Below are 23,617 nucleotides of genomic sequence, written 5' to 3'. Positions count from 1 at the left end.
GGTGCGTCACGATGAGTTGATAGGCAACTGGGTGGACCGTTTCACGGCGGCAACGCCGACCCGCAAAAACAGGAATTCGGCATGATCGGCGCGCTCGCACGCAAGTTTTTCGGCTCCGCCAATGACCGGCGGGTCAAGGGATACCAGTCCCGCGTCGACGCCATCAACGCCCTTGAGCCGGAGGTCGCAGCGCTGTCGGACGAGGCGCTGAAGGCCCGCACCGCCGAATTCCGTGCCCAGCTCGCGGGCGGCAAGACCCTGGACGACATCCTGGTTCCGGCTTTCGCCACCGTGCGCGAGGCGGCCAAGCGCACCCTCGGCCAGCGCCATTTCGACGTCCAGCTGATCGGCGGCATGGTGCTGCACGAAGGCGACATCGCCGAGATGAAGACCGGCGAAGGCAAGACGCTGGTCGCGACCCTTGCGGTCTACCTCAACGCCCTGGCCGGCAAGGGCGTCCACGTCGTCACCGTCAACGACTACCTTGCCCGTCGCGACTCCGAATGGATGGGCCAGATCTACAATTTCCTCGGCCTCACCGTCGGCGTGATTGTGCACGGCCTCGACGACGCCGAACGCAAGCAGTCCTATGCGCGCGACATCACGTACGGCACCAACAACGAATACGGCTTCGACTACCTGCGCGACAACATGAAGTACCGGCTCGAGGACATGGTCCAGCGCGGCCACTTCTACGCCATCGTCGACGAGGTCGATTCGATCCTGATCGACGAGGCGCGCACGCCGCTGATCATCTCCGGTCCGCTCGACGACCGTTCGGAATTCTACAACACCATCGACACCTTCTTCCCGAAGCTCGACAAGAGCGATTACGAAGTCGACGAGAAACAGCGCACGGTGACGCTGACCGAAGCCGGCATGGAGAAGATCGAGACTCTGCTGCGCGACGCCGGCCAGCTCAAGGGCGATTCGCTGTACGACGTCGAGAACGTCTCGGTCGTTCATCACATCAATCAGGCGCTGCGCGCGCACTCGCTGTTCCAGCGCGACAAGGACTACATCGTCCGCGACGATGAGGTCATCATCATCGACGAGTTCACCGGGCGCATGATGCAGGGCCGCCGCTATTCCGAAGGCCTGCACCAGGCGCTGGAAGCGAAGGAGCACGTGCAGGTTCAGCCGGAAAACCAGACGCTGGCCTCGATTACCTTCCAGAACTATTTCCGGATGTACGAGAAGCTGTCCGGCATGACCGGCACGGCGTTGACCGAAGCCGACGAATTGTTCGACATCTACAAGCTCGAGGTCGTGGAAATTCCGACCAACGTGCCGGTGGCCCGCCTCGATGAAGACGACGAGGTCTATCGTACCCAGACCGAGAAATACGGCGCGATCCTTGCCGAAGTCGAGCGCGCCAATGTGCGGCTGCAGCCGGTGCTGGTCGGCACCGCCTCGATCGAAAAGTCCGAGGTGCTGGCCGAATACCTGAAAAAGCACGGCTATAAGCAGATCGATTTCGGCAACGAAAACGCGATGGAAAAGCTCTACGCCGCTGCCCGCGCCGGCAAGCCCGCAAAACTGTTCGCGGTGCTGAACGCGCGCTTCCACGAGCAGGAAGCCTACATCGTCGCCGAAGCCGGCGTGCCCGGCGCGATCACGATCGCGACCAACATGGCTGGCCGCGGTACCGACATCAAGCTCGGCGGTTCGCTGGAAATGCGGATCATGCACGAGACCGCAGGGATTACCGATGAGGCCGAGAAGGCCGCCAAGATCGAGCGCATCAAGGCCGACGTCGAACGTTTCCGCGACATCGTGCTGAAGGCGGAAGAGGTCGTCGAGGTCGAGCCGGCCAAGGGCAGCAAACCGGCCAAGACGGTGACAAAACCAGGCGGCCTCTACATCATCGGCTCCGAACGCCACGAATCCCGCCGCATCGACAATCAGCTGCGCGGCCGCTCCGGCCGCCAGGGCGATCCCGGGCGCTCGAAATTCTTCCTGTCGCTGGAAGACGACCTGATGCGGATCTTCGGGTCCGACCGGCTCGACAGCATGCTGACGCGGCTCGGCCTGAAAGAGGGCGAGGCCATCATCCACCCCTGGATCAACAAGGCGCTGGAGAAGGCACAGCAGAAGGTCGAGGCCCGCAACTTCGACATCCGCAAGAATCTGTTGAAGTTCGACAACGTCCAGAATGACCAGCGCAAGGTGATCTTCGACCAGCGGGTCGACCTGATGAAGGACGAAAGCGTCGCCGAGACGGTGGCCGACATGCGCCGCGCCTTCGTCGAGGACGTCGTGACCAAGCACGTGCCCGAGCATGCCTATGCCGAGCAGTGGGACGTCGCCGGCCTCAAGGAGGAATTGAAGCGCGTACTCGATATCGATCTGCCGGTCGACGAATGGGCCAAGGAAGAGGGCATCGCCGACGAGGAATTGCTGTCGCGCATCGAGCAGCGTGTCGACGAGCACATGGCGGCCAAGGTGGCGCAGTGGGGCCCCGAGGTGATGCGTTACGTCGAAAAGACCATCCTGTTGCAGACGCTCGATCATCTCTGGCGCGAGCATCTTGTGATGCTCGATCATCTGCGCCAGGTGATCGGCTTGCGCGGCTACGGCCAGCGCGATCCCTTGCAGGAGTACAAGTCGGAAGCGTTCAGCCTGTTCGAGGCGATGATCGCGCATCTGCGCGAGGCGGTGACGGCGCAGCTGATGCGGGTCGAAATCGTGCCGCCGGAAGAGCAGCAGCCGGTATTGCCGGCCATGGAAGCCCATAAGTTCGATCCGAACACCGGTGAGGACGAGCTGGCATTTGCCAACGCCTCGCTGGTGCCGGCGGCCACCGCCAACCGCGATCCCAAGAATCCGGCGACATGGGGCAAGGTCGGCCGCAACGAGGATTGTCCCTGCGGCTCCGGCAAGAAATACAAGCACTGCCACGGCAAGTATGCGTGAGCGCGAGGCGCGTTGAATAATCGCTAATGTCGTCATCCGCGAAGGCGGATGATCCGGTTTGTCGATTGGGGGCCGTGAAGAGTGAGGTGAGAAGCCTTACTTGGCGGCCGAGAAGCGGCTCTCGAACGAATTGGCCTGCACGATCGGCTGTGAGCCCGTGACCAGGCCGTCATTCGCCGGTGCCGCGGGCGCGGCGGCGGCGGCGGTTGCCGTGCCGGTGGATACGCTCGGCTTCAGCGGCGGGCGGGCGGCGGCCTGTTTGGTCTCCGGCTTCGATGCCGGATGCGGTTCGGTGCGTTTGGCCTCGATCACCTTCGGTTTCGCCGGAACGGGCTGCGTGGTGGCCGTGGTGTCCGCGGCGGCGCCGCCCAGGCCCACCTTGCGGGCGAGGTTGCTGAAAAAGCCCTCGGATTGCGCATTCGGCGCTGCGGACGCCACGTGGGTCGAAGGCGTGGGCGCCATGGAGGCCACCAGCGGCTCATCCGGGGAAGTCACCGGCCCGTGCGGCGGGTTGACCGTCGGAGGAATGGTGCCGGGCGCGCGCTCGACGACCAGCGACAGGCCCTGACCCTCGCCGCCTTCCGACAGGCCGGTTGAGCCGTTGGGCAGCTTGGAGGCGAATACCTTGTTCATGCCGCCATCGATGCCGGTGTTCAGCCGGGCGACCGGTGTTCCCTTGGCGATCAGCCTGGCGGTCTCGGCCTCATCCTGCTGCTCCTTCTCGTGCACCGCGTCGGCGAGTTCCTGCGGGACCACATAGGCCGGGCATTTGGCCGAGGCCTCGAACACCGGATCGCGCTTGGCGTCCGGCGCCTTCACGGCATCGAAGACGTATTTCTTCTCGCAGAAATCGACCTTGGGCTCTTGCCGCGTCACCTCGAAATGATCGTAGCCTTCCTTGATCATTTTCCAGAACGGCATGTTCGGATTATTGCGGTGTTTCGCCATGTTGACCGGCGTCATCCGGAACGGGAAGGCCTCGAACTGGAACGAGCGCTGGCCGCCGAAGAACGATTCGCGGCCCAGCGAATAGATTTCCGCGATCTGCTCGTCGGTCATGGCGTAGCATCCGCGCGACGAGCAGTCGCCGTGCACCATCAGCTCCGAGCCGGTGTGGCCCAACGACCTGTCATAGGCGTTGGGATAGCCGGTGTTAAAGGAGAGATAATAGGCCGACTGCGGATTCATCTGTGCCGGCGAGATCGAATAGAAGCCCTCCGGGGCCTGGCGGTCGCCTTCGCGCACCTTGGGTCCGAGGTCTCCCGACCAACGGCAGATCGGATAGGTCTTCAGCAGTGCAAAACGGCCGGAGCGATCCTGCTTCCAGACTTCGAGCTCGGCTTCCTGCTTGAACAGCCGGACCAGCATTGGCGATTGCAGGTCCATGTCCTTTTCGGCCATGGAGGCGACGAGCTTCGGCGGCACCGGCTGGTTGGCTTTGGCGTTGTTGGCGAGGGATATCTCGTCGCTGTTGCAGCCGGCCAACAGCACACCGGCCGCGAGCGCGACGGACGTGATGAGCGCGCGGAACAGCGAGCGACAGATCAATGCAAAGCTCCACACCCACCGGGCAATTTTCGCACCCCAATCACAGCGTCATGCCCTGAAGCCATTAACTAAAATACTATCCTTTGGGGCCCCTGCTCGCAAGCCAATGGCGGCGTCACGGCCGGTTCCATCTCAGGCATCGTCAATAGGGAGTTAAATATCGGCGTCTGGGCCTAATTGGGGCCGAAGTTGCCGATTTACAGAAAAAACCGCCTGCCCGCGCCGCGAAGGGGAAGGGGAACCGGGCTCAACCCAGTTTCCGGCCGATATCGAGGAATTTCTGGCGCCGCTGCTTGCGGATCATGTCGGGACCGAGATTGCGCAGGTCGTTGAAGGCCTGCGCGATGGCGTCGCCGGTGGTGGCGATCATGGCGTCGGGGTCGCGATGGGCGCCGCCGGCCGGCTCGCTCAGGATGGAATCGATCACGCCGAAACGCAGCATATCCTGCGCTGTGATTTTCATGCTGGTTGCGGCTTCCTGGGCCTTGGTGCCGTCGCGCCACAGGATCGAGGACGCCGCCTCCGGCGAGATCACGCTGTAAATGGCATGTTCGAACATCAGCACGCGGTTCGCCGTGGTGATTGCGATGGCGCCGCCCGACATGCCTTCCCCGGTGATGATCGCAACATTGGGCACGCCGAGCGACAGGCAGGCGTCGGTGGAGCGCGCGATCGCCTCGGCCTGGCCGCGCTCCTCGGCGCCGATCCCCGGATAGGCGCCGGCGGAATCGACGATCGACAGCACCGGGATGCCGAATCGCTCGGCCATCTCCATTAGTCTGACCGCCTTGCGGTAGCCCTCGGGGCGCGCCATGCCGAAATTATGCTTGATGCGGGATTCGGTGGTGGCGCCCTTCTCCTGGCCGATCACGCAGATGCTCTCGCCGCGAAAGCGGCCGAAGCCGCCGATCAGCGCTTCGTCCTCGCCGAACTTGCGGTCGCCCGCCAGCGACGTGAATTCGGTGATCAGCGCGTTGATGAAATCGGAGAAATGGGGGCGCAGCGGATGACGCGCGACCAGGGTTTTCTGCCAGGGCGTCAGATTGGCGTAGAGATCGCCCAGCGCCTGGGCGGCCTTGTCCTCGATCCGTGAAATCTCTTCGCCGATGTCGCTGCCGGTCGCCGCCAGCGCGCGCAATTCATCGACCTTGGATTCGAGTTCCGCGACGGGCTTTTCGAAATCGAGATAAGAGCGCATGTGATCCGGCATCAAATCGATATAAGGACGAGCCCGGTTTCAGGCGAAGCGGCTCCCGGTTCGCCTGAAGAAAGCACGCATCTTCAATGATTTAGCGCGCCTTCGGAGCGAAACCGGACCCGTTTTACGGAAACGTTGCTGACGAGGTCGCGGGCGGGAAAGGGCTCTTTCAGGTGAGAACGCGCCGAAGTCAAGGCGGTCGCTACTTCTCCGCGAGCGGATGCAGGTCGCGCACCAGGCTCTTCAGCCGCTCCTCGACCACATGGGTGTAGATCTGCGTGGTCGAAATATCGGTATGACCGAGCAGCGTCTGCACGATGCGCAGGTCGGCCCCGTTGTGCAAGAGATGGCTGGCGAACGCGTGACGCAACACGTGCGGGCTGACCAGCCGCGGCGCCAAGCCGGCGGAAGCCGCGAGTTCCTTGAGGTCGCGCGCGAAATGCTGCCGGGTCAAATGGCCGCTCTCGCCGAACGAGGGAAACAGCCATTTCGAGCCTGCGGCGTTTTTCTTTTTCTCCGGCTTGAGCGCCTCGGCCGCCGCAAGGTAATCGGCCATCGCCTGCCGCGAGGGCTCGTTGAGCGGCACCAGCCGTTCCTTGTTGCCTTTGCCGCGCACCACGATCATGCGGGCGTCGCGCCGCGCCGCTGATAATGGCAACGCCACCAGTTCCGATACCCGCAAGCCGGTGGCGTAGAGCACCTCGAGCAGGCAATACAGCCGCATCGCGCGAAGCCGCTGCAGCGCCGGGACTTCCGGTGTTTCGGTCCGCGCCTTCGCATGCGTCAGCAGCCGATCGACATCCGAGATCGACAGCACCTTCGGCAGCCCTCGGCCGCGCTTCGGCCCGGACAGGATCGCGGCCGGATCGTCGCTGCGGATCCGCTCATTGAGCAGGAAGCGAAACAGATGCCGCATCGCCGACAGCCGGCGCGCCACGCTCGACGACTTGAAGCCGCGGCCGTCGAGATCGGCGAGGTAGTCCCGCAAGCTTTGCGTTTCGGCCCCGGCAAAGGCCTGCCCGTTTCGAGCCAGAAACTCCGAAAAATCCGTCAGGTCGCGGCGATAGGCGTCGAGCGTGTTGGGGCCGGCGCCCTGTTCCGCTGCGAGCATGTCGAGGAACAGGTTGATCAGTTTGGCATCTGAGGTCTTGCTGGAACGCATCCGCCAACCCTGGCGCCTATCTCTTGAGGAACTTGTCTGCCGGGATGGTGACGGTCATTTCCCGCGGTTTCGGGTTAACGAAATTCGCCAGCGCGAAAATCGCGCCATAGACGATCCCGACGATCACCGCGACGACCGTCAGAAAGCGGAACAGGCTGGGCATGTCAGAGCCTCAGGCGGCGAATTAACCCTTGAAATCGTCGGGGATGGCCGGGCCAGTACCAACATGTTCGCCGCTCCGTTGCAAGAGTCTCTGGCAACGGTATCGGCGGGGGTAGTATAGGTGGCGCGGAACGCCGCAATTCCTGCGGCGACTGAGCATTGAGATGCCCGAGACAGCCTCACCGGCCGGCGCCAGCGCATCCCAGGAGGCCGAGATATCAGCGGCGCTGGGAACACGCTCGGTCGTGCTGGTGGGCATGATGGGCGCCGGCAAATCCACCATCGGACGCCGGCTGGCGGCGCGGCTGCGGCTGCCGTTTCTCGATGCCGATATCGAGATCGAGGCGGCGGCGGGGATGCCGATACCGGATATATTCGAGACCCATGGCGAGCCGCATTTCAGGGATGGCGAGGCACGGGTGATCGCGCGGCTGCTCGACGGTGGTCCCGCCGTGCTCGCCACTGGCGGCGGCGCCTTCATGCGCGAGCAGACCCGGGAGCTGATTCGCGACAAAGCGATTTCGATCTGGCTCAAGGCCGATGCCGATATCATCATGAAGCGCGTGAAGCGCCGGGCCGACCGTCCGCTGCTGCAGACCGCCGATCCTGCCGCCACGATCGGGCGACTGATCGAGGAACGCGAGCCGGTCTATCGGCACGCCGATCTCACGATCTGGTCGCGCGACGTGCCGCACGAAAAAATCGTCGAGGAATGCGTCGAGGCCCTGCACAGCCGGCTGTGCGGCGATGGCGCGAAGGCAACGTCGGACAGCGTGGGCGCCAGCCAATGACCGTGCCCCTGAAACATTCCGACCCCATGACGGTCGATGTCGCGCTCGGTGCCCGCGCCTATGACATCGTGATCGGCCGCGACGTGCTGCCGTCGCTGGGTTCCCGCATCGCCGCCTTGCGGCCCGGCGCGCGCACCGCCATCGTCACCGACCGTAATGTTGCAACGCATTGGCTCGAAAGCACCGAGGCCTCGCTGTCGCAGGCCGGTATTGCGACGTCGCGCATCATTGTCGAGGAGGGCGAGGGTTCGAAAGCCTATGCCGGCCTGCAACAGGTCAGCGAGGCGCTGATCGCGGCGAAGATCGAGCGCAACGATCTGGTGATCGCGCTCGGCGGCGGTGTGGTCGGCGATCTCGCAGGGTTCGCCGCGGCAATCCTGCGCCGTGGCGTCGATTTCGTGCAGGTGCCGACCTCGCTGCTGGCGCAGGTCGACTCGTCGGTCGGCGGCAAGACCGGGATCAATTCGCCGCAAGGCAAAAATCTGCTCGGCGCGTTTCACCAGCCGCTGCTGGTGGTTGCCGACACCGCGGTGCTCGACACGCTGTCGCCGCGCCAGTTCCGCGCCGGCTATGCCGAAGTCGCCAAATATGGCGTGCTCGGCGACGAAGCGTTTTTCGCCTGGCTGGAGGCGAACCATGGCGATATTTTCTCAGGTGGCGCCGGCCGCGAACACGCCATCGCCACCTCCTGCCGCGCCAAGGCCGCGATCGTGGCGCGCGACGAGCGCGAGACCGGCGAGCGCGCGCTGCTCAATCTCGGCCATACTTTCGGCCATGCGCTGGAGGCCGCGACCGGCTTTTCCGACCGGCTGTTTCATGGCGAAGGCGTTTCCGTCGGCATGGTGCTGGCGGCGGAATTTTCCGCGCAACTCGGGATGATCTCCGAATCCGACGCGGCGCGCGTCAGGCATCACCTTGCCGAGGTGGGCCTGCCGACCCATTTGCAGGACATCGCCGGGTTTTCCCAGGAAGGATTGGCGGATGCCGATGCGCTGATGGCGCTGATGGCTCAGGACAAGAAGGTCAAACGCGGCCGGCTCACCTTCATCCTGCTGGAGTCTGTCGGGCGCGCCGTGATTGCGCCCGATGTCGAACCTGCGCTGGTCCGCGATTTTCTGAAAGCCAAGCTGGCAAGCAAGATTTAGGGCCTGATCCGGAACACGGCTTTCCGAAAAGATCAGGCTGCAACGACAGATGAAGTGATCGTCAACCCATGGACTGGCTTACATTCTCCATCGTCCTCGCCTGCCTGCTGATCTCGGCGTTCTTTTCCGCGAGCGAGACAGCGCTCACCGCGGCTTCGCGCGCGAGCATGCTGCGGCTGTCGAAGCAGGGCAACCGCGAGGCTGACGTCGTTTCCAGCCTGGTTGCGATGCGCGACCGGATGATCGGCGCGCTGCTGCTCGGTAACAACATCGCCAATATCGGCGCCTCGGCGCTGGCGACCGGCATCTTCACGGCCTGGTTCGGCGAGGTCGGCGTGCTCTATGCCACCGGCGTGATGACGGTGACGGTTGTGATCTTTGCCGAGGTGCTGCCGAAGACCATTGCCATCAACGCGCCGGACCGCGTGGCGCTGCTGGTCGCCCGTCCGATGAAGCTGATGGTCTACCTGCTGGGACCGCTGCTCACCGTGATCGAGGCGATCGTCCGCGCGCTGATGAGAATGCTGGGCATCAAGATCGGCATCAACCAGCCGATCCTTTCGCCGATCGAGCGCTTGCGCGGCGCGGTCGATCTGCTCCACCACGAAGGCAAGGTCGAAAAGCAGGACCGCGACATGTTCGGCGGGCTGTTGGATCTGCGCGAGCTTCAGGTCTCCGACGTGATGGTTCATCGCACCGAAATGGTGATGATCAATGCCGACCTGCCGCCGGAAGATCTGGTGCGCGAGGTGCTGGCCACCGAATACACGCGGATTCCGCTGTGGCGCGACAAGCCGGAAAACATCATCGGCGTGCTGCACGCCAAGGATCTGCTGCGCGCGATACGCGCGGCCGATGGCGATACATCGAGGATCGACGTCTCGACCATCGCGCTGCCGCCCTGGTTCGTGCCGGAGATGCGTCCGGTGTCCGAACAGCTCAAAGCCTTCCGCCGCCGCAAGACCCATTTCGCGCTGGTTGTCGACGAGTACGGCGAAGTCGAAGGCATGGTGACGCTGGAGGACATCCTGGAAGAGATCGTCGGCGATATTTCCGACGAGCACGATGTGGTGGTGGCCGGCGTCCGCGCCCAGCCCGACGGCTCGGTGGTGGTCGACGGCTCGGTGCCGATCCGCGATCTCAACCGCGCGATGGACTGGCATCTGCCCGATGAAGAGGCGACCACCGTCGCCGGCCTTGTGATTCACGAGGCGCGTTCGATCCCCGAGCGGGGCCAGAGTTTCACCTTCCACGGCTTCCGCTTCCGCGTCCTGCGCCGCGAGCGCAACCGCATCACCGCGCTGCGGATCGTGGCGGTGCCGCGCGAGACCGAGGTCGAGGAGAAAAAGCCAAAGCGGGCAGGCACCGCGTTTTAGGGGTTTCGTTTCCCTGCCTTCCGGGGCGGGGCGAAGAAGATTCTCAGCCGTCCGCTTCCCCCGGCGCCTGCGCCTTGATTGCCAGCGCGTGGACGGAGCCGGCGAGTTCCCCGGCGAGGGTGGCATTAATCATGCGGTGGCGTTCGATCCGGCTCTTCCCCTGGAACGCCGGCGACACAATATAAACTCTGAAATGCGTTTCGCCGCCCGGCCTGTGGCCGGCGTGGCCCTCATGCAAATGTGATTCGTCCGTGACGTCGAGGCTTTCGGGCGAGAAAGCTTCGCGCAACTTGTTTGTGATAGCGTCTTTGGTGCTCATGGCCGCGGCAATACGTCCATGACCGTCCGTCGTCAATGGCGCATCGAGAGTGAGGGTTTCGCAATGTCAAGACTTGAAGCTTTTTGCATTGCGTTGTCATAGTCAGCCATGCCGATTGATTCATCCAAATTCTTCGACTCCATTCGCATCAAGCCCAACAAGCTGAGCGCGAAGCAGCAGGCGCAGGCGCGGGAAGAATCCGCGATGTGCGAATGGCCGGACTGCAAGAACAAGGGGCCGCACCGCGCGCCCAAGGGCCGGGCCAATGACAAGGAGTACTGGCACTTCTGTCTCAACCACGTCCGCGAATACAACCAGTCCTATAATTTCTTTTCCGGGATGAATGCCGACGCGGTCGCGCGCTACCAGAAGGATGCGCTGACCGGCCATCGTCCGACCTGGAAGATGGGCGCCAACACCAGCGCCAAGAAGGGCAAGGGCAGCCCCGAGGCCGACCTGGAAGGCGCCTCCGACCCGTTCAGCATGTTCAGCGAACTCAATGGGCGCGGCCGCTGGCGGCCGGGTCCGGGCGGAGCCGCCGGCGAGACCAAGGTCGAAACCCGAAAAATATTCAACGCCGAGCGCAAGGCGTTGCAGGTGATGGGGCTCGGCTCGGATGCGACGCTCGAGACCGTCAAGGCGAAGTACAAGGCGCTGGTGAAGCAGCACCATCCCGACGCCAATGGCGGCGACCGCTCCACCGAAGATCGCCTGATCGAGATCATCAAGGCGTATAATTATCTCAAGACGGTGGTGCGCGGCGCGAGCTAGTTTTCGCCGGGCCTTCAACCTTCTTGCGGACCCGTACCGCCGGCTCGATGGCGCCGCCGCCATGCAGGCGGCGGATCGTCCAGGTCGCCAGTGCCACGATCAGCGCGCCGCCGATCACGGCCAATATCCAGTAATGCCTGACGTGCCCGGCATGATGGGGGAGCCCGCCATATTCGTGCAGCGCGGAAACCGCCAGCACGCCGGGCAGCACATGGAGCGGCGCCCACAGCAGGATTGCGGGGATGTTGACGGCGTAAAACCGCAGCGGCGGCATGCCCGCCGCGCCCGCCGTTATCGGCACGAAAGCGCGGATCGGCGGCACGAAGCGCGCAAAGAACACCGCCAGCGCACCCCAGCGATTAAAGAACGCCTCGCTCTGCGCGATCACGCGCGGATATCTTGACAACGGCCAGCTGCTGAGGATTTCGCGCTGGGCGCGATGCCCGATCCAGAACGCCGATCCGTCGCCGAGCACCGCCCCGGCCACCGCCGCCGCCAGCACCCACTGCAGCCGCAACTCGCCGCCAGGCACCAGGGCGCTCAGCGCCAGGATAGTGGTCGAGCCTGGAATCACCGAACCTATGACGGGAACGGCCTCCAGCAGGGCGGCGAGGAATAGCGTGAGATAGGCAAGCCACGCATGTGCCGAGACGAACGCAATCAATGGATCGATGAATGAGGCCACAAGGTTCCTGTACTGGCGCCGGGGTCCGATTTAGGCGCAGACCTAACATAGGACAAGGGAGGAAAGTGCCATCAAAGCAACTGCTTCGGGCGGGTACCCGGATCGGGTCGGCAAAAGTACGGCGTGATTCGCAGGGCAGCCTTCCAAAAACCGGGGCTAGCCCCTATCTTGATGATAACACGACGGAACTTTGATTGGGCCACGGGCTTCTGCCGGCCGTTGCTCTCTGATAGCTTCCGCAGAGTACCCATCCGCAGCCATATTCGCAAAATCTGGTTTCGGGAGCGCCCGAGACCTCGGAGGATTGATGACGACCGCCGCCATGACCAAAGCGCAGGAGCCCGCCGGTTTGCCCGACATGAAGGTGTCGGTCCGGCAGGTATTCGGTATCGACAGCGACCTTGAGGTGCCGGCTTATTCCGAGGTCGATCCGCACGTGCCGGACGTCGATTCGGATTACCGCTTCGACCGCGCCACCACGCTCGCCATTCTCGCCGGATTTGCCAAAAACCGCCGCGTCATGGTTACGGGCTACCACGGCACCGGGAAGTCGACCCATATCGAGCAGGTCGCTGCACGACTGAACTGGCCATGCGTGCGCGTCAATCTCGACAGCCACATCAGCCGTATCGATCTGGTGGGCAAGGATTCCATCGTCGTGCGCGACGGCAAGCAGGTCACCGAATTCCGCGACGGCATTTTGCCGTGGGCGCTGCAGCACAATATCGCGCTGGTGTTCGACGAATACGACGCCGGGCGGCCCGATGTGATGTTCGTGATCCAGCGCGTGCTGGAGGTTTCCGGCCGCCTGACGCTGCTCGACCAGAACAAGGTGATCAAGCCGCATCCGGCGTTCCGGCTGTTCTCGACCGCCAACACGGTCGGCCTCGGCGATACCTCCGGCCTCTATCATGGCACCCAGCAGATCAACCAGGGCCAGATGGACCGCTGGTCGATCGTAACGACGCTGAACTATCTGGCGCATGACGAGGAAGTCGAGATCGTGCTCGCCAAGGCTCACCACTACCGCACCCAGGAGGGACGCGACATCGTCAACAAGATGGTGCGGCTTGCGGATCTGACCCGCAACGCTTTCGCCAATGGCGATCTGTCGACGGTGATGAGCCCGCGCACGGTAATCACCTGGGCGGAGAATGCCGAAATTTTCACCGATATCGGGTTTGCGTTCCGCGTCACCTTCCTCAACAAGTGCGACGAACTGGAGCGTCCGCTGGTGGCCGAATTCTATCAGCGCTGCTTCAACGTTGAGCTCCCGGAATCCTCGGTCAACGTGGCGATGAGCTAACGTCGTCCCGGCGGACGCGGGGACGCCCGAGGTGAGAGGACGACGCGCGGTGAGATTAGAATGACGACGTCGAACACCAAATTCCGCACCGGATCAAAGGAAGCGCCGACCGAGCCGTTCAAGCGCGCGGTCACCGCCTGCCTGCGCGCGATCGCTAAAAAGCCGGAGCTTGAAGTGGCGTTCGCCTCCGAGCGTCCCGGCCTGTCGCCGGGCAAGGCGCGGCTGCCGGAGCCGGCGCGCAAGATGACCAGGCGCGACGCCGCCATCGTGCGCGGACACGCGGACTCCATTGCGCTGAAACTCGCCTGCCACGATCCGAAAGTGCACCGCAAACTGATGCCGGGAAATCCGCAGGCGCGCGGCGTTTTCGAAGCGGTCGAGCAGGCGCGGGTGGAAGCGCTCGGCTCGCGGCGGATGGCGGGGGTTGCGAGAAATCTCACCGCGATGCTCGACGATCATTTCCACCGCGGCAAGTTCGACGAGATCACCGACCGCGCCGACGCGCCGTTGTCGGATGCGCTGGCGATGCTGGTGCGCGAGCGCCTGACCGGTCTGGCGCCGCCGGCGGCGGCCCGCAAGATGGTCGACCTCTGGCGTCCGGTACTGGAAGACAAGATCGGCGCGCGGCTCGACCGGCTCGATCGCCTCGCCGAGGATCAGGCGAGATTCGGCGACGCCGTGCATGACCTGTTGTCCGCGCTCGAACTTGGCGATGACCGCAACGCCGAGGCTGACGACGACGAGAACCAGGACGAGAACCGCGACGGCGAGAACGATCAGTCCGGCGCGGAAGGCTCCCCCGACAGCGACGCGGCGCAGGAAATGAGCGCCGATCAGGCGCAGGCGACCTCCGACGAGATGTCGGAGAGCGCGATGGAAAGCGCGCAGGCCTCCACCTCCGATACCTTCGACGACGGCGAGCTCGGAGACGATGAGACGCCGGGCGAAGCGACCCGGCCGAATTCGCGCGGCGTCAACGAGCCGCGTGGACCGGAATATCACGCCTTCGCGCCGAAATTCGACGAGGTGATCGCGGCTGAAGATCTCTGCGATCACGACGAACTGGAACGGCTGCGCAGCTATCTCGACAAGCAGCTCGCGCATCTGCAGGGTATTGTCGCGCGGCTGGCGAACCGGCTGCAGCGGCGCCTGATGGCGCAGCAGAACCGCGCCTGGGAGTTCGATCTCGAGGAGGGCGTGCTCGATCCGGCGCGGCTGTCGCGGGTGGTGACCGATCCCTATCATCCGCTGTCGTTCATGAACGAAAAGGAAGCCACGTTCCGCGACACCGTGGTGACGCTGCTATTGGACAATTCCGGTTCGATGCGCGGGCGCCCGATAACGGTGGCCGCCACCTGCGCGGACATTTTGGCGCGGACGCTGGAGCGCTGTGGCGTCAAGGTGGAAATCCTGGGCTTCACCACGCGGGCGTGGAAGGGCGGGCAATCGCGGGAAGCGTGGCTTGCCGCCGGCAAGCCGCCCAATCCCGGACGCCTCAACGATCTCAGGCACATCATCTACAAATCCGCCGACGCGCCGTGGCGGCGGGCGCGCAAGAATCTGGGGCTGATGATGCGTGAAGGCCTGCTCAAGGAAAACATCGACGGCGAAGCGCTGGACTGGGCGCACAAGCGACTATTGGGCCGCTCCGAGCAGCGCAAGATCCTGATGATGATTTCCGACGGCGCGCCGGTCGACGACTCCACGCTGTCGGTCAATCCCGGCAATTACCTGGAGCGCCACCTGCGCCACATCATCGAGGAAATCGAGACCCGTTCGCCGGTCGAACTGATCGCGATCGGCATCGGTCACGACGTCACGCGCTATTATCGTCGCGCGGTCACCATCGTCGATGCCGAGGAACTCGGCGGCGCCATCACCGAAAAGCTCGCCGAGCTGTTCAGCGAGACCCAGGGCGCCGCGTCTCCCAGGACGGGCCCCCGGCGCAGATTGCATTCGTAGATTCATGCGCACGCGCCTCAGCCGCCGCCGCCTCCTCAAGTTCACGGCGGCGGGGCTCTCGACGATCGCAATGCCCGGCCTCGCCCCGGCGCAACAGGCAACCGTGCCGCCGTCGAAGCCGATCGCACCGGACAAATTCTCGGTCAGGGCGCCGGTTTCGATCGAGGTCAACGCCCGGCCGATTCCCTCGTTCGACACCCGCGACCATTCGCGAACCCGTTTTGGGGCGCTGGAATATCGCAGCGGGTTGGTTCTGACCTCGCGTTTTCCAGGTTTCGGCGGGTTGTCGGGATTGCGGCTCGACGCCAGGGGCGAGCGCTTCATCTCCTTCAGCGACAAGGGAAGCTGGTTCACCGGTCGCATCGTCTATCACGGCCGCGAGATGACCGGGCTCGACGACGTCGAGGCAGCTCCAATGCTCGGGGCCGACGGCAGGCCGATCACCGCGCGTGGCTGGTTCGATACCGAGTCGATCGCGCTCGACGGGCCCCACGTCTACATCGGCCTCGAACGCGTCAACCGGGTGCTTCGATTCGATTTCAGCGAGGGCTTTACGCGATCGCGCGGCGAAGAGGTGCCGATGCCGGCGGCGGTGCGCAAGCTGCCTTTCAACAAGGGCCTGGAAGCGCTGGTGTTCGTGCCGAAGGGTCTGCCGCTGGCGGGCACGCTGATCGCGATCTCCGAGCGCGGCCTCGACGCCGCGGGCAACCTGATCGCCTTTCTGGTCGGGGGTCCGGCGCCCGGCCAGTTCAGCGTTCACCGCACCGATAATTACGATATCAGCGACGCGGTGCTGCTGCCGTCGGGCGAACTCCTGGTCCTGGAGCGGAAGTTTTCGCTGCTGTCGGGGATCGGCATCCGGATCCGGCGCATCGCGCTGACATCGGTGGCGCCGGGCGCCGTGGTCGACGGTCCCCCGATCTTCGATGCCGATCTGGGCCACGAGATCGACAACATGGAGGGGATCGACGCCTATGTTACGCCCGAGGGCGAAACGGTCTTGACCATGGTCTCCGACGACAATTTCTCGATGCTCCAACGCACCCTGCTGCTGCAATTCACGCTGGTAGAGTAAATCCCCTGTTGTCCCGGCGTTCGCGGCAACGACAGCGAGTTTTTGCTCAACGGTGGAACACTTCTTGCTACGCTGCCGCCATTGGCCCTGAGACAAAACCGGAGCTTCGATTGCGCAAGTCCATCCGATTGATCTGCATTCTCTCGAGTTTTCTGCTGACCGCCACAGCGCGCGCGGAAGACTGGCCGTCGCGGCTGATCAAGGCGACGATTCCGTTCGGCGCCGGCAGTGCCACCGATGTGGTGCCGCGGCTGGTGTTCGATCGTCTCGCGGCCGAACTGGGCCAGCCCATCGTGATCGAGAATCGCGCCGGCGCCGGCGGCACGCTCGGTACCGCCATGGTGGCGAAGGCCGATCCCGACGGCTACAGCATTCTCGCCGATTCATCGGCGCTGACGATTGCGCCGGCGATCTTTCCCGATCTGTCGTTCGACGCCACGCGCGACCTCGCCTCGGTGCTGATGATCGGCTCCAGCGCCAATGTGATGATCGTGCCCGCCTCGCGGCCATGGAAGACCGTGCAGGATTTCATCGCGGAGGCCAAAGCCAAACCGGGATCGATTTCGTTCGGCTCGGTCGGCATCGGCAGCGCGGTGCATATCAGCGCCGAGAAATTCCGCCTCGCCGCCGGCATCGAGGCCACCCACGTGCCCTATCGCGGCGGCGCCGAAGTGATCGCCGACATCATCGGCGGCAGGGTTGATTTTTATTTTTGTCCGCTCGCCACCGCGCTGCCTTTGATCCATGCCGGTCAAGTGCGTGCGCTGCTGGTCTCGACGCCGAAACGCGTCGCCGATCTGCCCGACGTACCTACGCCGCTCGAGGCCGGGCTGAAAGATGCCGACAGCGCGATCTGGTTCGGGGTGTTCATGCCGGCAAAGACGCCGCGCGACATCGTCGAGAAATTTCATGCCGCCGGCGTCAGGGTGCTGAACGAGCCGGCGATGCAGGACAGCCTGAACAGGCTCGGTGTCGACCCGTTGCCGATGACGCCCAGGCAGATGGACGAACTCGTGCTGCGCGAGACGGCCGCCAACATGGAAGTGATCAAGGCCGCCGGGATCAAGCAATAGTCTGATGCATCCGACGCGGTTGAGGAAAGGACGGCGTCTCATTAGATATAGACCGCCGCCTCTCTCCTCTCACCCGGATATCCCCCATGAGCGCCCTGTTTTCTCCGATAAAACTGCGCGATCTTGCGCTTCCCAACCGCATCATGGTGGCACCGATGTGCCAGTACTCCGCCGTCGACGGCGAGGCCAACGACTGGCACTTCACCCACATCAACATGCTGGCGCTGTCGGGGGCCGCGATGTTCTGCATCGAGGCTACCCACGTCGAAGCGATCGGCCGCATCACGCCCGGCTGCCTCGGCCTGTGGAACGATGCCACCGAAGCCGCGCTGAAGCCGATCCTGGCGTCGGTGCGCAAGCATTCCAAAGGCGCCGTGGCGATGCAGCTCGCCCATGCCGGCCGCAAGGGGTCCAGCCACACGCCGTGGGACGGCGGGCAGCAGATCCCGATCTCCGAAGGCGGCTGGCAGACCGAGGGGCCTTCCGCCGTGCCGCACAAGGAAGGCGAGGCCGCGCCTTTGGCGCTCGATGCGCCGGGCCTGGCACGCATACGCGATGCTTTCGTGGCGGCGGCCATGCGCGCCGAGCGGCTCGGTATCGATGCCCTCGAACTGCACGCCGCGCACGGCTATTTGCTGCATCAATTTTTGTCGCCGATTTCAAACCAGCGCACCGATCAATATGGCGGCAGCCTGCAAAACCGCTTGCGCTATCCGCTGGAAGTGTTTGACGCGATCCGCGCGGCGTTCCCGGAACGAAAGCCCATCGGTGTCAAGGTCTCCGCAACCGACTGGGTCGAGGGCGGCTGGGATCTCGCGCAGACCATCGAATTCGCAAAGGAGCTGAAAAAGCGCGGCGTCGACTGGATCGATGCGTCCTCCGGCGGCGTCTCGCCAAAGCAAAAAATTCCGCTCTCGCCCGGCTATCAGGTGCCGTTCGCGCAGGCCATCAAGGAAGCCACCGGCGTCAATACCATCGCGGTCGGTCTCATCACCGAGGCAAAACAGGCCGAAGAGATTGTCGCATCAGGCAAGGCCGACATGGTCGCGCTGGCGCGTGCCATGCTCTACGACCCGCGCTGGGGCTGGCACGCGGCGGCCGAACTCGGCGGCCATGTCACCGCGCCGCCGCAATACTGGCGCTCACAGCCCTCGACACAGAAGGAACTGTTCGGGAAGACCACGTTCGGGGCGCGGTGAGGGGGCACTCGCTCTTTCCTCATTGCCGGGCCTGACCCGGCAATCCATCTGCAAAATGCATGTTACGAAGATTGATGGATGCCCGGGTCAAGCCCGGGCATGACGAGTCCTTCTTCACTCAGCATCCACGCTCACGCTCGAACCCACCACTACCAGTGATTGACCGCCCCTCTCGTGCTATGCTTCCCGCCGGCGCGCAACAAGCAGCGCCCAGGGAGACAAAACAAACGAGAGGAAAACCCTATGGAGATGGGATATTTCACGATGCCCTCGCATCCGCCGGAATGCGGGCTCAAAGAGGGTCACGACTGGGACCTTCAGACGCTGCGATGGCTCGATGAACTCGGCTACCAGGAGGCCTGGATCGGCGAGCATCACACCGCGCCATGGGAGCCGCACCCGGCACCCGATTTGCTGCTGGCGCAGGCCTTTCTGCAAACCAGGAATATTCGTCTCGGCCCCGGCGGTTTCCTGTTGCCCTACCACCATCCCGCCGAACTCGCCAACCGTGTGGCGATGCTCGATCATCTCTCCGGCGGGCGGCTGAATTTCGGCGTCGCGGCGTCGGGCCTGCCGAGCGACTGGGCGATGTTCAACGTCGACGGCATGTCCGGACAGAACCGCGATATGACCCGCGAGGCGCTCGAGATCATCTTGAGGATGTGGACCGAAGACGCCCCGTGGACCCACAAGGGCAAGTTCTGGACGGTAACCAAGCCCGACACCATGTTCGATTTCCTCAAGCCCCACCTCAAGCCCAAGCAGGCGCCGCATCCGCCGATCGGTGTCGCCGGCCTGAGCAAGGGTTCGGACACGCTGAAACTTGCCGGGGAGCGCGGCTACATCCCGATGAGCCTCAACCTCAACCCGGCCTATGTTTCGAGCCACTGGGATTCCGTGGAGATTGGCGCCGCCAAAACCGGGCGCAAGCCGAGCCGCGCGGATTGGCGGCTGGTGCGCGAGGTGTTCGTCGCCGATACCGATGAGGAAGCCTGGAGGCTGTCGGCCGGCGACATGATGGGCCGCATGATGGGCGAATATTTCCTGCCGCTGCTCGGTCACTTCGGCTTCAAGGACTATCTCAAGCACGCGCCCGACGTGCCGGACTCCGACGTCACGGTCGACTACTGCGCCCGCCGCAACTGGGTCGTCGGCTCGCCCGCGACGGTCGCCGACAAGATAGAGACCATCTATCGCGAGGTCGGTGGTTTCGGCACGCTGTTGGTGTTCGGCTTCGACTACAAGCACAAGCCGGAAGCCTGGCACCATTCGCTGACGCTGTTGAAGCAGGAGGTGATGCCTCGGTTGAAGCATCTTAACGCGGAACTCGGCCGCGCGGCGTGAGGCTGTGACGAAGAGCGCGAGACGGCGGTTTCTGATTGCCGTCTCGCCTGGCGTAACTACCGGTCGACGTTGAGTACTTCACCCGTGGCGGCGTCGACATCAACCTCCATCCATCGGCCTGATATATCCCGTCCCTCGATCTGCCATTCGTCGCCGGCGAACTGGGTATGGGACACAGTTGCGAGACCAAGGTCGGTTGCAACACCCAATGCGGCCTGCATCGACATGAGGTTGCCGGAGTCATAGGCTAGGGCGGGTTCCGCAAGGCCGAGCGCTGCGACCGCAATGATCGGGATGATATATTTTCGCATAAGTTACTCCTCGTCGAAGTCATCGATCCATTGTGCCGTCGAATCGGCACAACATCCCTGAAAACCCCCGGCAGCGTTTTGCGTTCCTTTCGCAGGTGAGGAAGCTGCGCAAACGCCGCGGTTGCGGCGGTTTGTTGGTCGCATCTTGGCTATGCCGGAAACCCGCTCTCCGCTGCCAGATCAGATGTTCATGTGGGTGGGCTTCGCTTCATCCTGGAACTGGGCTGGCGGTTCGCCGTGGCATGCCCTACGCTGCTCTCCAATCTGGCCTGGCGGTGGCAGACCCGGCCGGGAAAAAACAGCTATGGGGGGAAACGTCATGACAACGCGCCGTAACTTTCTGAAAGGCGGCAGCGCTGCCGTCGCCACCGGCATCGTCTTCTGCAGCTGCGGGCTTTTGCAAAGCGCGCACGCGCAGCAGGCGTCGCGGCAAAAACTTCCCGTGATGGTCAACGGAAAGCGGGTCAAGACCATCGACGTCCACGCCCACTGTCTATTCCCCGAAGCCGGCAAGCTGCTGGGCGAGGCGGGTTCGGCACCTTCTCCGGTCAGAGGCGCGGACGAGGCCGTCATCGCGCTCGACAAGCGGCTCGCCGCCATGGACGCGCAGGCGGTCGACATGGAGGTGCTGTCGATCAATCCTAACTGGTACAACCGTGACCGCGATCTGGCCGGCCGGATCGTCAAGATCCAGAACGAGAAGCTGGCCGAGCTTTGCGCCTCGAAGCCCGACCGATTCGCGGCCTTTGCCTCGCTCACCCTGCAGGCGCCCGATCTCGCGGTGCAGGAACTCGAAACCGCGGTCAAAAAGCAGGGCCTGAAGGGCGCCGCGATCGGCGGCAACGTCAACGGCGAGGCCTTTGCCGATCCCAAATTTCATCCGGTGTGGGCCAAGGCGGAGGAACTCGGCGTTCCCCTGTTCATCCATCCGCAGGGCATCCCCGAACTCAACAAGCAACTGGCCGGCAACGGCTGGCTGACCAACGCGGTCGGCTATCCCGTCGAGACGACGATCGCGCTCTCGCACATGATTTTCGAAGGTACGTTCGACCGCTTTCCCAGGCTGAAAGTGATCGCCGCCCATGGCGGCGGTTTTCTTCCTTCCTACGCGGATCGTTCCGACCATGCCTGTCTGGTTAATCCCGGGGGCTGCAACCCGAACGTCAAGCTCGCAAAGCAGCCGACGGAATATCTCAAGCAGATCTATTTCGATTCACTGGTGTTCACGCCCGAGGCGCTCCGTCATCTGGTGGCCCAGGTCGGCATCGGTCAGATCGTGCTCGGCAGCGACTATCCCTTTCCCTGGCAATTGCAGCCGGTCGATCACATCTTCGCCTCCGCGTCGCTCAGCGATGACGACAGGGCCGACATCCTCGGCCGCACCGCGGCGAAGCTCCTCGATTTGGAGACGTAGCGCGCAAGGCGTGAAGCTCGGCCGCGTGGCATTAGGCGAACGAATGGCAATATATCTCGTCATGCCCGGCCTTGTGCCGGGCATCCACGTCTTGACGGCGCGCGGCAAAGGACGTGGATGGCCGGGACAAGCCCGGCCATGACGAAGAAAAGCAAGAGCGCCGAACTGCCGGCGTGGGCACTACCCTCACATTTCGAACACGGCGACGGCACGGATCGGTGATCCCGTGCCGTCGCGCCACTTCATCGGCAGACCGATAAAGGTGAAGCGACCCGCGCCGAGCAGCGCTTCCAGATTGCACAGGCTCTCGATGTGGGTGATGCCGAGTTCGCCGCACGCCTTGTGAACCAGCGAGTTCACCTTGCCTTCGGGCCCGGGCCGCATCGAATCGATGCCGAAATGCACGACGCCTTGCCCGGCCAGCCATTCGGTGGCGGCGACATTGACGCCGGAATTGTCGGTCGCATATTCCTTGCGCGGGAAGGTGCGCTCGTGATGGCCGGTGCACAGCAGAACGGTGCCGCCTTTCGGTACCGGCGCGCCGGCCTTCTGCACCGCGGTCTCGAGATCGGCGGGCGTGATCTCGGCACGCGGCGCGATGTGGCGCAGGTCAATGCAGATGCCCGGCACGATGCAGTTCTCCAGCGGGTATTCATTGATCGGCTGGCCGCCTTTGTTGAAGTGCCTGGGCGCGTCGATGTGGGTGCCGGCGTGGTCGGGCATCGAGATGAACATCGAGGACAGCCCGTGCACGTTGCCGGATGCGACGAACGATTCCTCATGCGTGGTCCAGACGCCGTGGATCACGGGAGGATGCCCCGGATAGCTCGGGGTGCGGTGATAGAGTTCACGGCTGAGGTCGACGATCTTCACGATGGGGTTTCTCCTTAAGGCGGCTTTGGCGACGTTTCCGCCATTTCGTCACGTCGCCTTCGCCGTCAGGCCTTTTTGGCCATCTCGGCGAGCGCGTGCATCGCTGCGATATAGCCGTAAGGTCCCAAGCCGCAAATAACGCCCGTGGCGACAGAGGAAATTTTCGAATGCCGGTGATATTCGTCGCGAGCGTGGATATTGGAAATGTGCACTTCCAGCACCGGCCCCTCGAACGCCTTGATTGCATCGAGGATGGCGATCGACGTGAAGGAATAGCCGGCGGGATTGATGATGATGGCGTCGGCGGTCTGCCGCGCCGACTGGATCAGGTCGACCAGTTCGCCTTCATGGTTGGATTGATGAAACGAAAGCGAGAGCTCGAGCTGCTTGGCGTGCTGCTCGCAGCTTTCCCTGATCTGCGCCAAGGTGGTGGTCCCGTATATATGCGGCTCCCGCACGCCCAGAAGATTGAGGTTGGGGCCGTTCAGGATCATCAATCGTTTCATCGGGTTTCCTCCTTCATGACTTGCCGGCCTTCGCACGGGCCGTGAACGGGAGCGTAGCCCGCCTTCTTCTCAGCCTGCAACATGGAGAGTTGGTCGAGGGCAGGTTTGGCGATCGCGATGCGCTTGTCGGGATATCGCAAGCGCTCCGAATCAGCTGACGTCAGTCGCGGACCTTCGTCAAAAGATCGCAGCGTCTTCCCAATTTAAGCAGTACGCAGATTGCGGCGGGGCTGGCGCGCTCGGCCATATCGCAATTCGGGCCGGATCAACTCCTTGCTACCGGTCGCTGATTTGCGAACCGGCGGGCGCGGGCGTGAGACAAAGTATCGAAAGATTGACCTCAAATGTTGTCGGCTGTGACCCTATGCGAATCGGCGATACAAATCTTTCCGATTATTAATGCGACCGGCCTCGGCGAAAATGTCAAATGCGGCAGGCGGAAAAGGCCAAAAAGGCAGACAAACAGCCGCGTCAGGTATGC

Annotated in this window: 21 protein-coding genes; 12 read left to right on the top strand and 9 right to left on the bottom strand. The window is 63.5% G+C overall.

Going from position 1 to position 23,617, the window contains the following annotated elements:
* Window positions 1-81 precede the first annotated feature (81 nt).
* Window positions 82-2,916 (top strand): preprotein translocase subunit SecA, encoded by a 2,835-nt coding sequence (gene secA / locus B5527_RS39360; RefSeq protein ID WP_079606297.1) that lies wholly within the window; start codon window positions 82-84, stop codon window positions 2,914-2,916.
* 96 nt (window positions 2,917-3,012) lie between these two features.
* Here the strand turns inward: secA and B5527_RS39355 are convergent, their stop codons facing one another.
* The 4 genes from B5527_RS39355 to B5527_RS39340 form a co-directional block, all read right to left on the bottom strand.
* Window positions 3,013-4,464 carry a L,D-transpeptidase family protein gene (locus tag B5527_RS39355; RefSeq protein ID WP_079606296.1) on the bottom strand — a complete coding sequence of 484 codons (1,452 nt, stop codon included), beginning with the start codon at window positions 4,462-4,464 and terminating at the stop codon, window positions 3,013-3,015.
* 247 nt (window positions 4,465-4,711) lie between these two features.
* Window positions 4,712-5,674, bottom strand: a complete 963-nt coding sequence (locus B5527_RS39350) for an acetyl-CoA carboxylase carboxyltransferase subunit alpha (RefSeq protein ID WP_079606295.1) — start codon at window positions 5,672-5,674, stop codon at window positions 4,712-4,714.
* 190 nt (window positions 5,675-5,864) lie between these two features.
* Window positions 5,865-6,824, bottom strand: coding sequence for a site-specific tyrosine recombinase XerD (gene xerD, locus B5527_RS39345; RefSeq protein WP_079606294.1), 960 nt, complete (start codon window positions 6,822-6,824; stop codon window positions 5,865-5,867).
* 16 nt (window positions 6,825-6,840) lie between these two features.
* The gene (locus B5527_RS39340; RefSeq protein ID WP_079606293.1) at window positions 6,841-6,987 is read right to left on the bottom strand and encodes a histidine kinase; all 147 of its coding nucleotides are present in this window, start codon (window positions 6,985-6,987) and stop codon (window positions 6,841-6,843) included.
* A gap of 163 nt (window positions 6,988-7,150) precedes the next feature.
* On the opposite strand from B5527_RS39340, the gene B5527_RS39335 reads away from it, so the two are divergent.
* The 3 genes from B5527_RS39335 (at window position 7,151) to B5527_RS39325 (ending at window position 10,298) form a co-directional block, all read left to right on the top strand.
* Entirely contained in the window at window positions 7,151-7,777 is a 627-nt protein-coding gene (locus B5527_RS39335) for a shikimate kinase (protein ID WP_079606292.1), read from the top strand.
* Window positions 7,774-8,922, top strand: a complete 1,149-nt coding sequence (aroB, locus tag B5527_RS39330; RefSeq protein WP_079606291.1) for a 3-dehydroquinate synthase — start codon at window positions 7,774-7,776, stop codon at window positions 8,920-8,922. Before B5527_RS39335 ends, aroB begins: the two co-directional genes overlap by 4 nt.
* A gap of 68 nt (window positions 8,923-8,990) precedes the next feature.
* A complete protein-coding gene (locus B5527_RS39325) occupies window positions 8,991-10,298 on the top strand; it encodes an HlyC/CorC family transporter (protein ID WP_079606290.1) in 1,308 nt (435 codons plus the stop codon).
* Between the two features lie 43 nt (window positions 10,299-10,341).
* On the opposite strand, the gene B5527_RS39320 is transcribed toward B5527_RS39325, so the two are convergent.
* Entirely contained in the window at window positions 10,342-10,617 is a 276-nt protein-coding gene (locus tag B5527_RS39320) for a BolA family protein (RefSeq protein ID WP_079606289.1), read from the bottom strand.
* Window positions 10,618-10,725: 108 nt separating this feature from the next.
* Between B5527_RS39320 and B5527_RS39315 the strand changes: the two genes are divergently transcribed.
* Window positions 10,726-11,388, top strand: coding sequence for a J domain-containing protein (locus B5527_RS39315; RefSeq protein ID WP_079606288.1), 663 nt, complete (start codon window positions 10,726-10,728; stop codon window positions 11,386-11,388).
* Here B5527_RS39315 and B5527_RS39310 read toward each other — a convergent pair.
* Window positions 11,360-12,073 (bottom strand): DedA family protein, encoded by a 714-nt coding sequence (locus B5527_RS39310; RefSeq protein ID WP_079606287.1) that lies wholly within the window; start codon window positions 12,071-12,073, stop codon window positions 11,360-11,362. The two genes, B5527_RS39315 and B5527_RS39310, sit on opposite strands and share 29 nt — an antisense overlap.
* 307 nt (window positions 12,074-12,380) lie before the next feature.
* On the opposite strand from B5527_RS39310, the gene cobS reads away from it, so the two are divergent.
* The 6 genes from cobS to B5527_RS39280 all read left to right on the top strand — a co-directional run bounded on the left by cobS (window position 12,381) and on the right by B5527_RS39280 (window position 20,032).
* Window positions 12,381-13,379 (top strand): cobaltochelatase subunit CobS, encoded by a 999-nt coding sequence (cobS, locus tag B5527_RS39305; RefSeq protein ID WP_079606286.1) that lies wholly within the window; start codon window positions 12,381-12,383, stop codon window positions 13,377-13,379.
* 60 nt (window positions 13,380-13,439) lie between these two features.
* Entirely contained in the window at window positions 13,440-15,341 is a 1,902-nt protein-coding gene (gene cobT / locus B5527_RS39300; protein ID WP_079606285.1) for a cobaltochelatase subunit CobT, read from the top strand.
* Window positions 15,342-15,345: 4 nt separating this feature from the next.
* Window positions 15,346-16,416: an esterase-like activity of phytase family protein gene (locus tag B5527_RS39295; protein WP_079606284.1), complete on the top strand. Its 1,071-nt coding sequence runs from the start codon at window positions 15,346-15,348 to the stop codon at window positions 16,414-16,416.
* A gap of 110 nt (window positions 16,417-16,526) precedes the next feature.
* Window positions 16,527-17,489 carry a Bug family tripartite tricarboxylate transporter substrate binding protein gene (locus tag B5527_RS39290; RefSeq protein ID WP_079606283.1) on the top strand — a complete coding sequence of 321 codons (963 nt, stop codon included), beginning with the start codon at window positions 16,527-16,529 and terminating at the stop codon, window positions 17,487-17,489.
* Between the two features lie 86 nt (window positions 17,490-17,575).
* Window positions 17,576-18,688 carry an NADH:flavin oxidoreductase/NADH oxidase gene (locus B5527_RS39285; protein ID WP_079606282.1) on the top strand — a complete coding sequence of 371 codons (1,113 nt, stop codon included), beginning with the start codon at window positions 17,576-17,578 and terminating at the stop codon, window positions 18,686-18,688.
* Between the two features lie 243 nt (window positions 18,689-18,931).
* On the top strand, window positions 18,932-20,032 hold the full coding sequence (locus B5527_RS39280; protein WP_079606281.1) for an LLM class flavin-dependent oxidoreductase: 1,101 nt from the start codon (window positions 18,932-18,934) through the stop codon (window positions 20,030-20,032).
* 56 nt (window positions 20,033-20,088) lie between these two features.
* Here the strand turns inward: B5527_RS39280 and B5527_RS39275 are convergent, their stop codons facing one another.
* Window positions 20,089-20,343 carry a PepSY domain-containing protein gene (locus tag B5527_RS39275; RefSeq protein ID WP_079606280.1) on the bottom strand — a complete coding sequence of 85 codons (255 nt, stop codon included), beginning with the start codon at window positions 20,341-20,343 and terminating at the stop codon, window positions 20,089-20,091.
* A gap of 319 nt (window positions 20,344-20,662) precedes the next feature.
* Between B5527_RS39275 and B5527_RS39270 the strand changes: the two genes are divergently transcribed.
* On the top strand, window positions 20,663-21,757 hold the full coding sequence (locus B5527_RS39270; RefSeq protein WP_079606279.1) for an amidohydrolase family protein: 1,095 nt from the start codon (window positions 20,663-20,665) through the stop codon (window positions 21,755-21,757).
* A 186-nt stretch (window positions 21,758-21,943) separates the two neighbouring features.
* On the opposite strand, the gene B5527_RS39265 is transcribed toward B5527_RS39270, so the two are convergent.
* Window positions 21,944-22,630 carry a cyclase family protein gene (locus B5527_RS39265; RefSeq protein ID WP_172842804.1) on the bottom strand — a complete coding sequence of 229 codons (687 nt, stop codon included), beginning with the start codon at window positions 22,628-22,630 and terminating at the stop codon, window positions 21,944-21,946.
* Window positions 22,631-22,695: 65 nt separating this feature from the next.
* On the bottom strand, window positions 22,696-23,136 hold the full coding sequence (gene aroQ, locus B5527_RS39260) for a type II 3-dehydroquinate dehydratase (RefSeq protein ID WP_079606277.1): 441 nt from the start codon (window positions 23,134-23,136) through the stop codon (window positions 22,696-22,698).
* Between the last annotated feature and the right edge of the window lie 481 nt (window positions 23,137-23,617).

The organism is Bradyrhizobium erythrophlei, from assembly GCF_900129425.1.
GTDB lineage: Bacteria > Pseudomonadota > Alphaproteobacteria > Rhizobiales > Xanthobacteraceae > Bradyrhizobium > Bradyrhizobium erythrophlei_C.
Note: the sequence above shows the minus strand (reverse complement) of the source record. Positions and strands in the feature narration are given on the sequence as shown.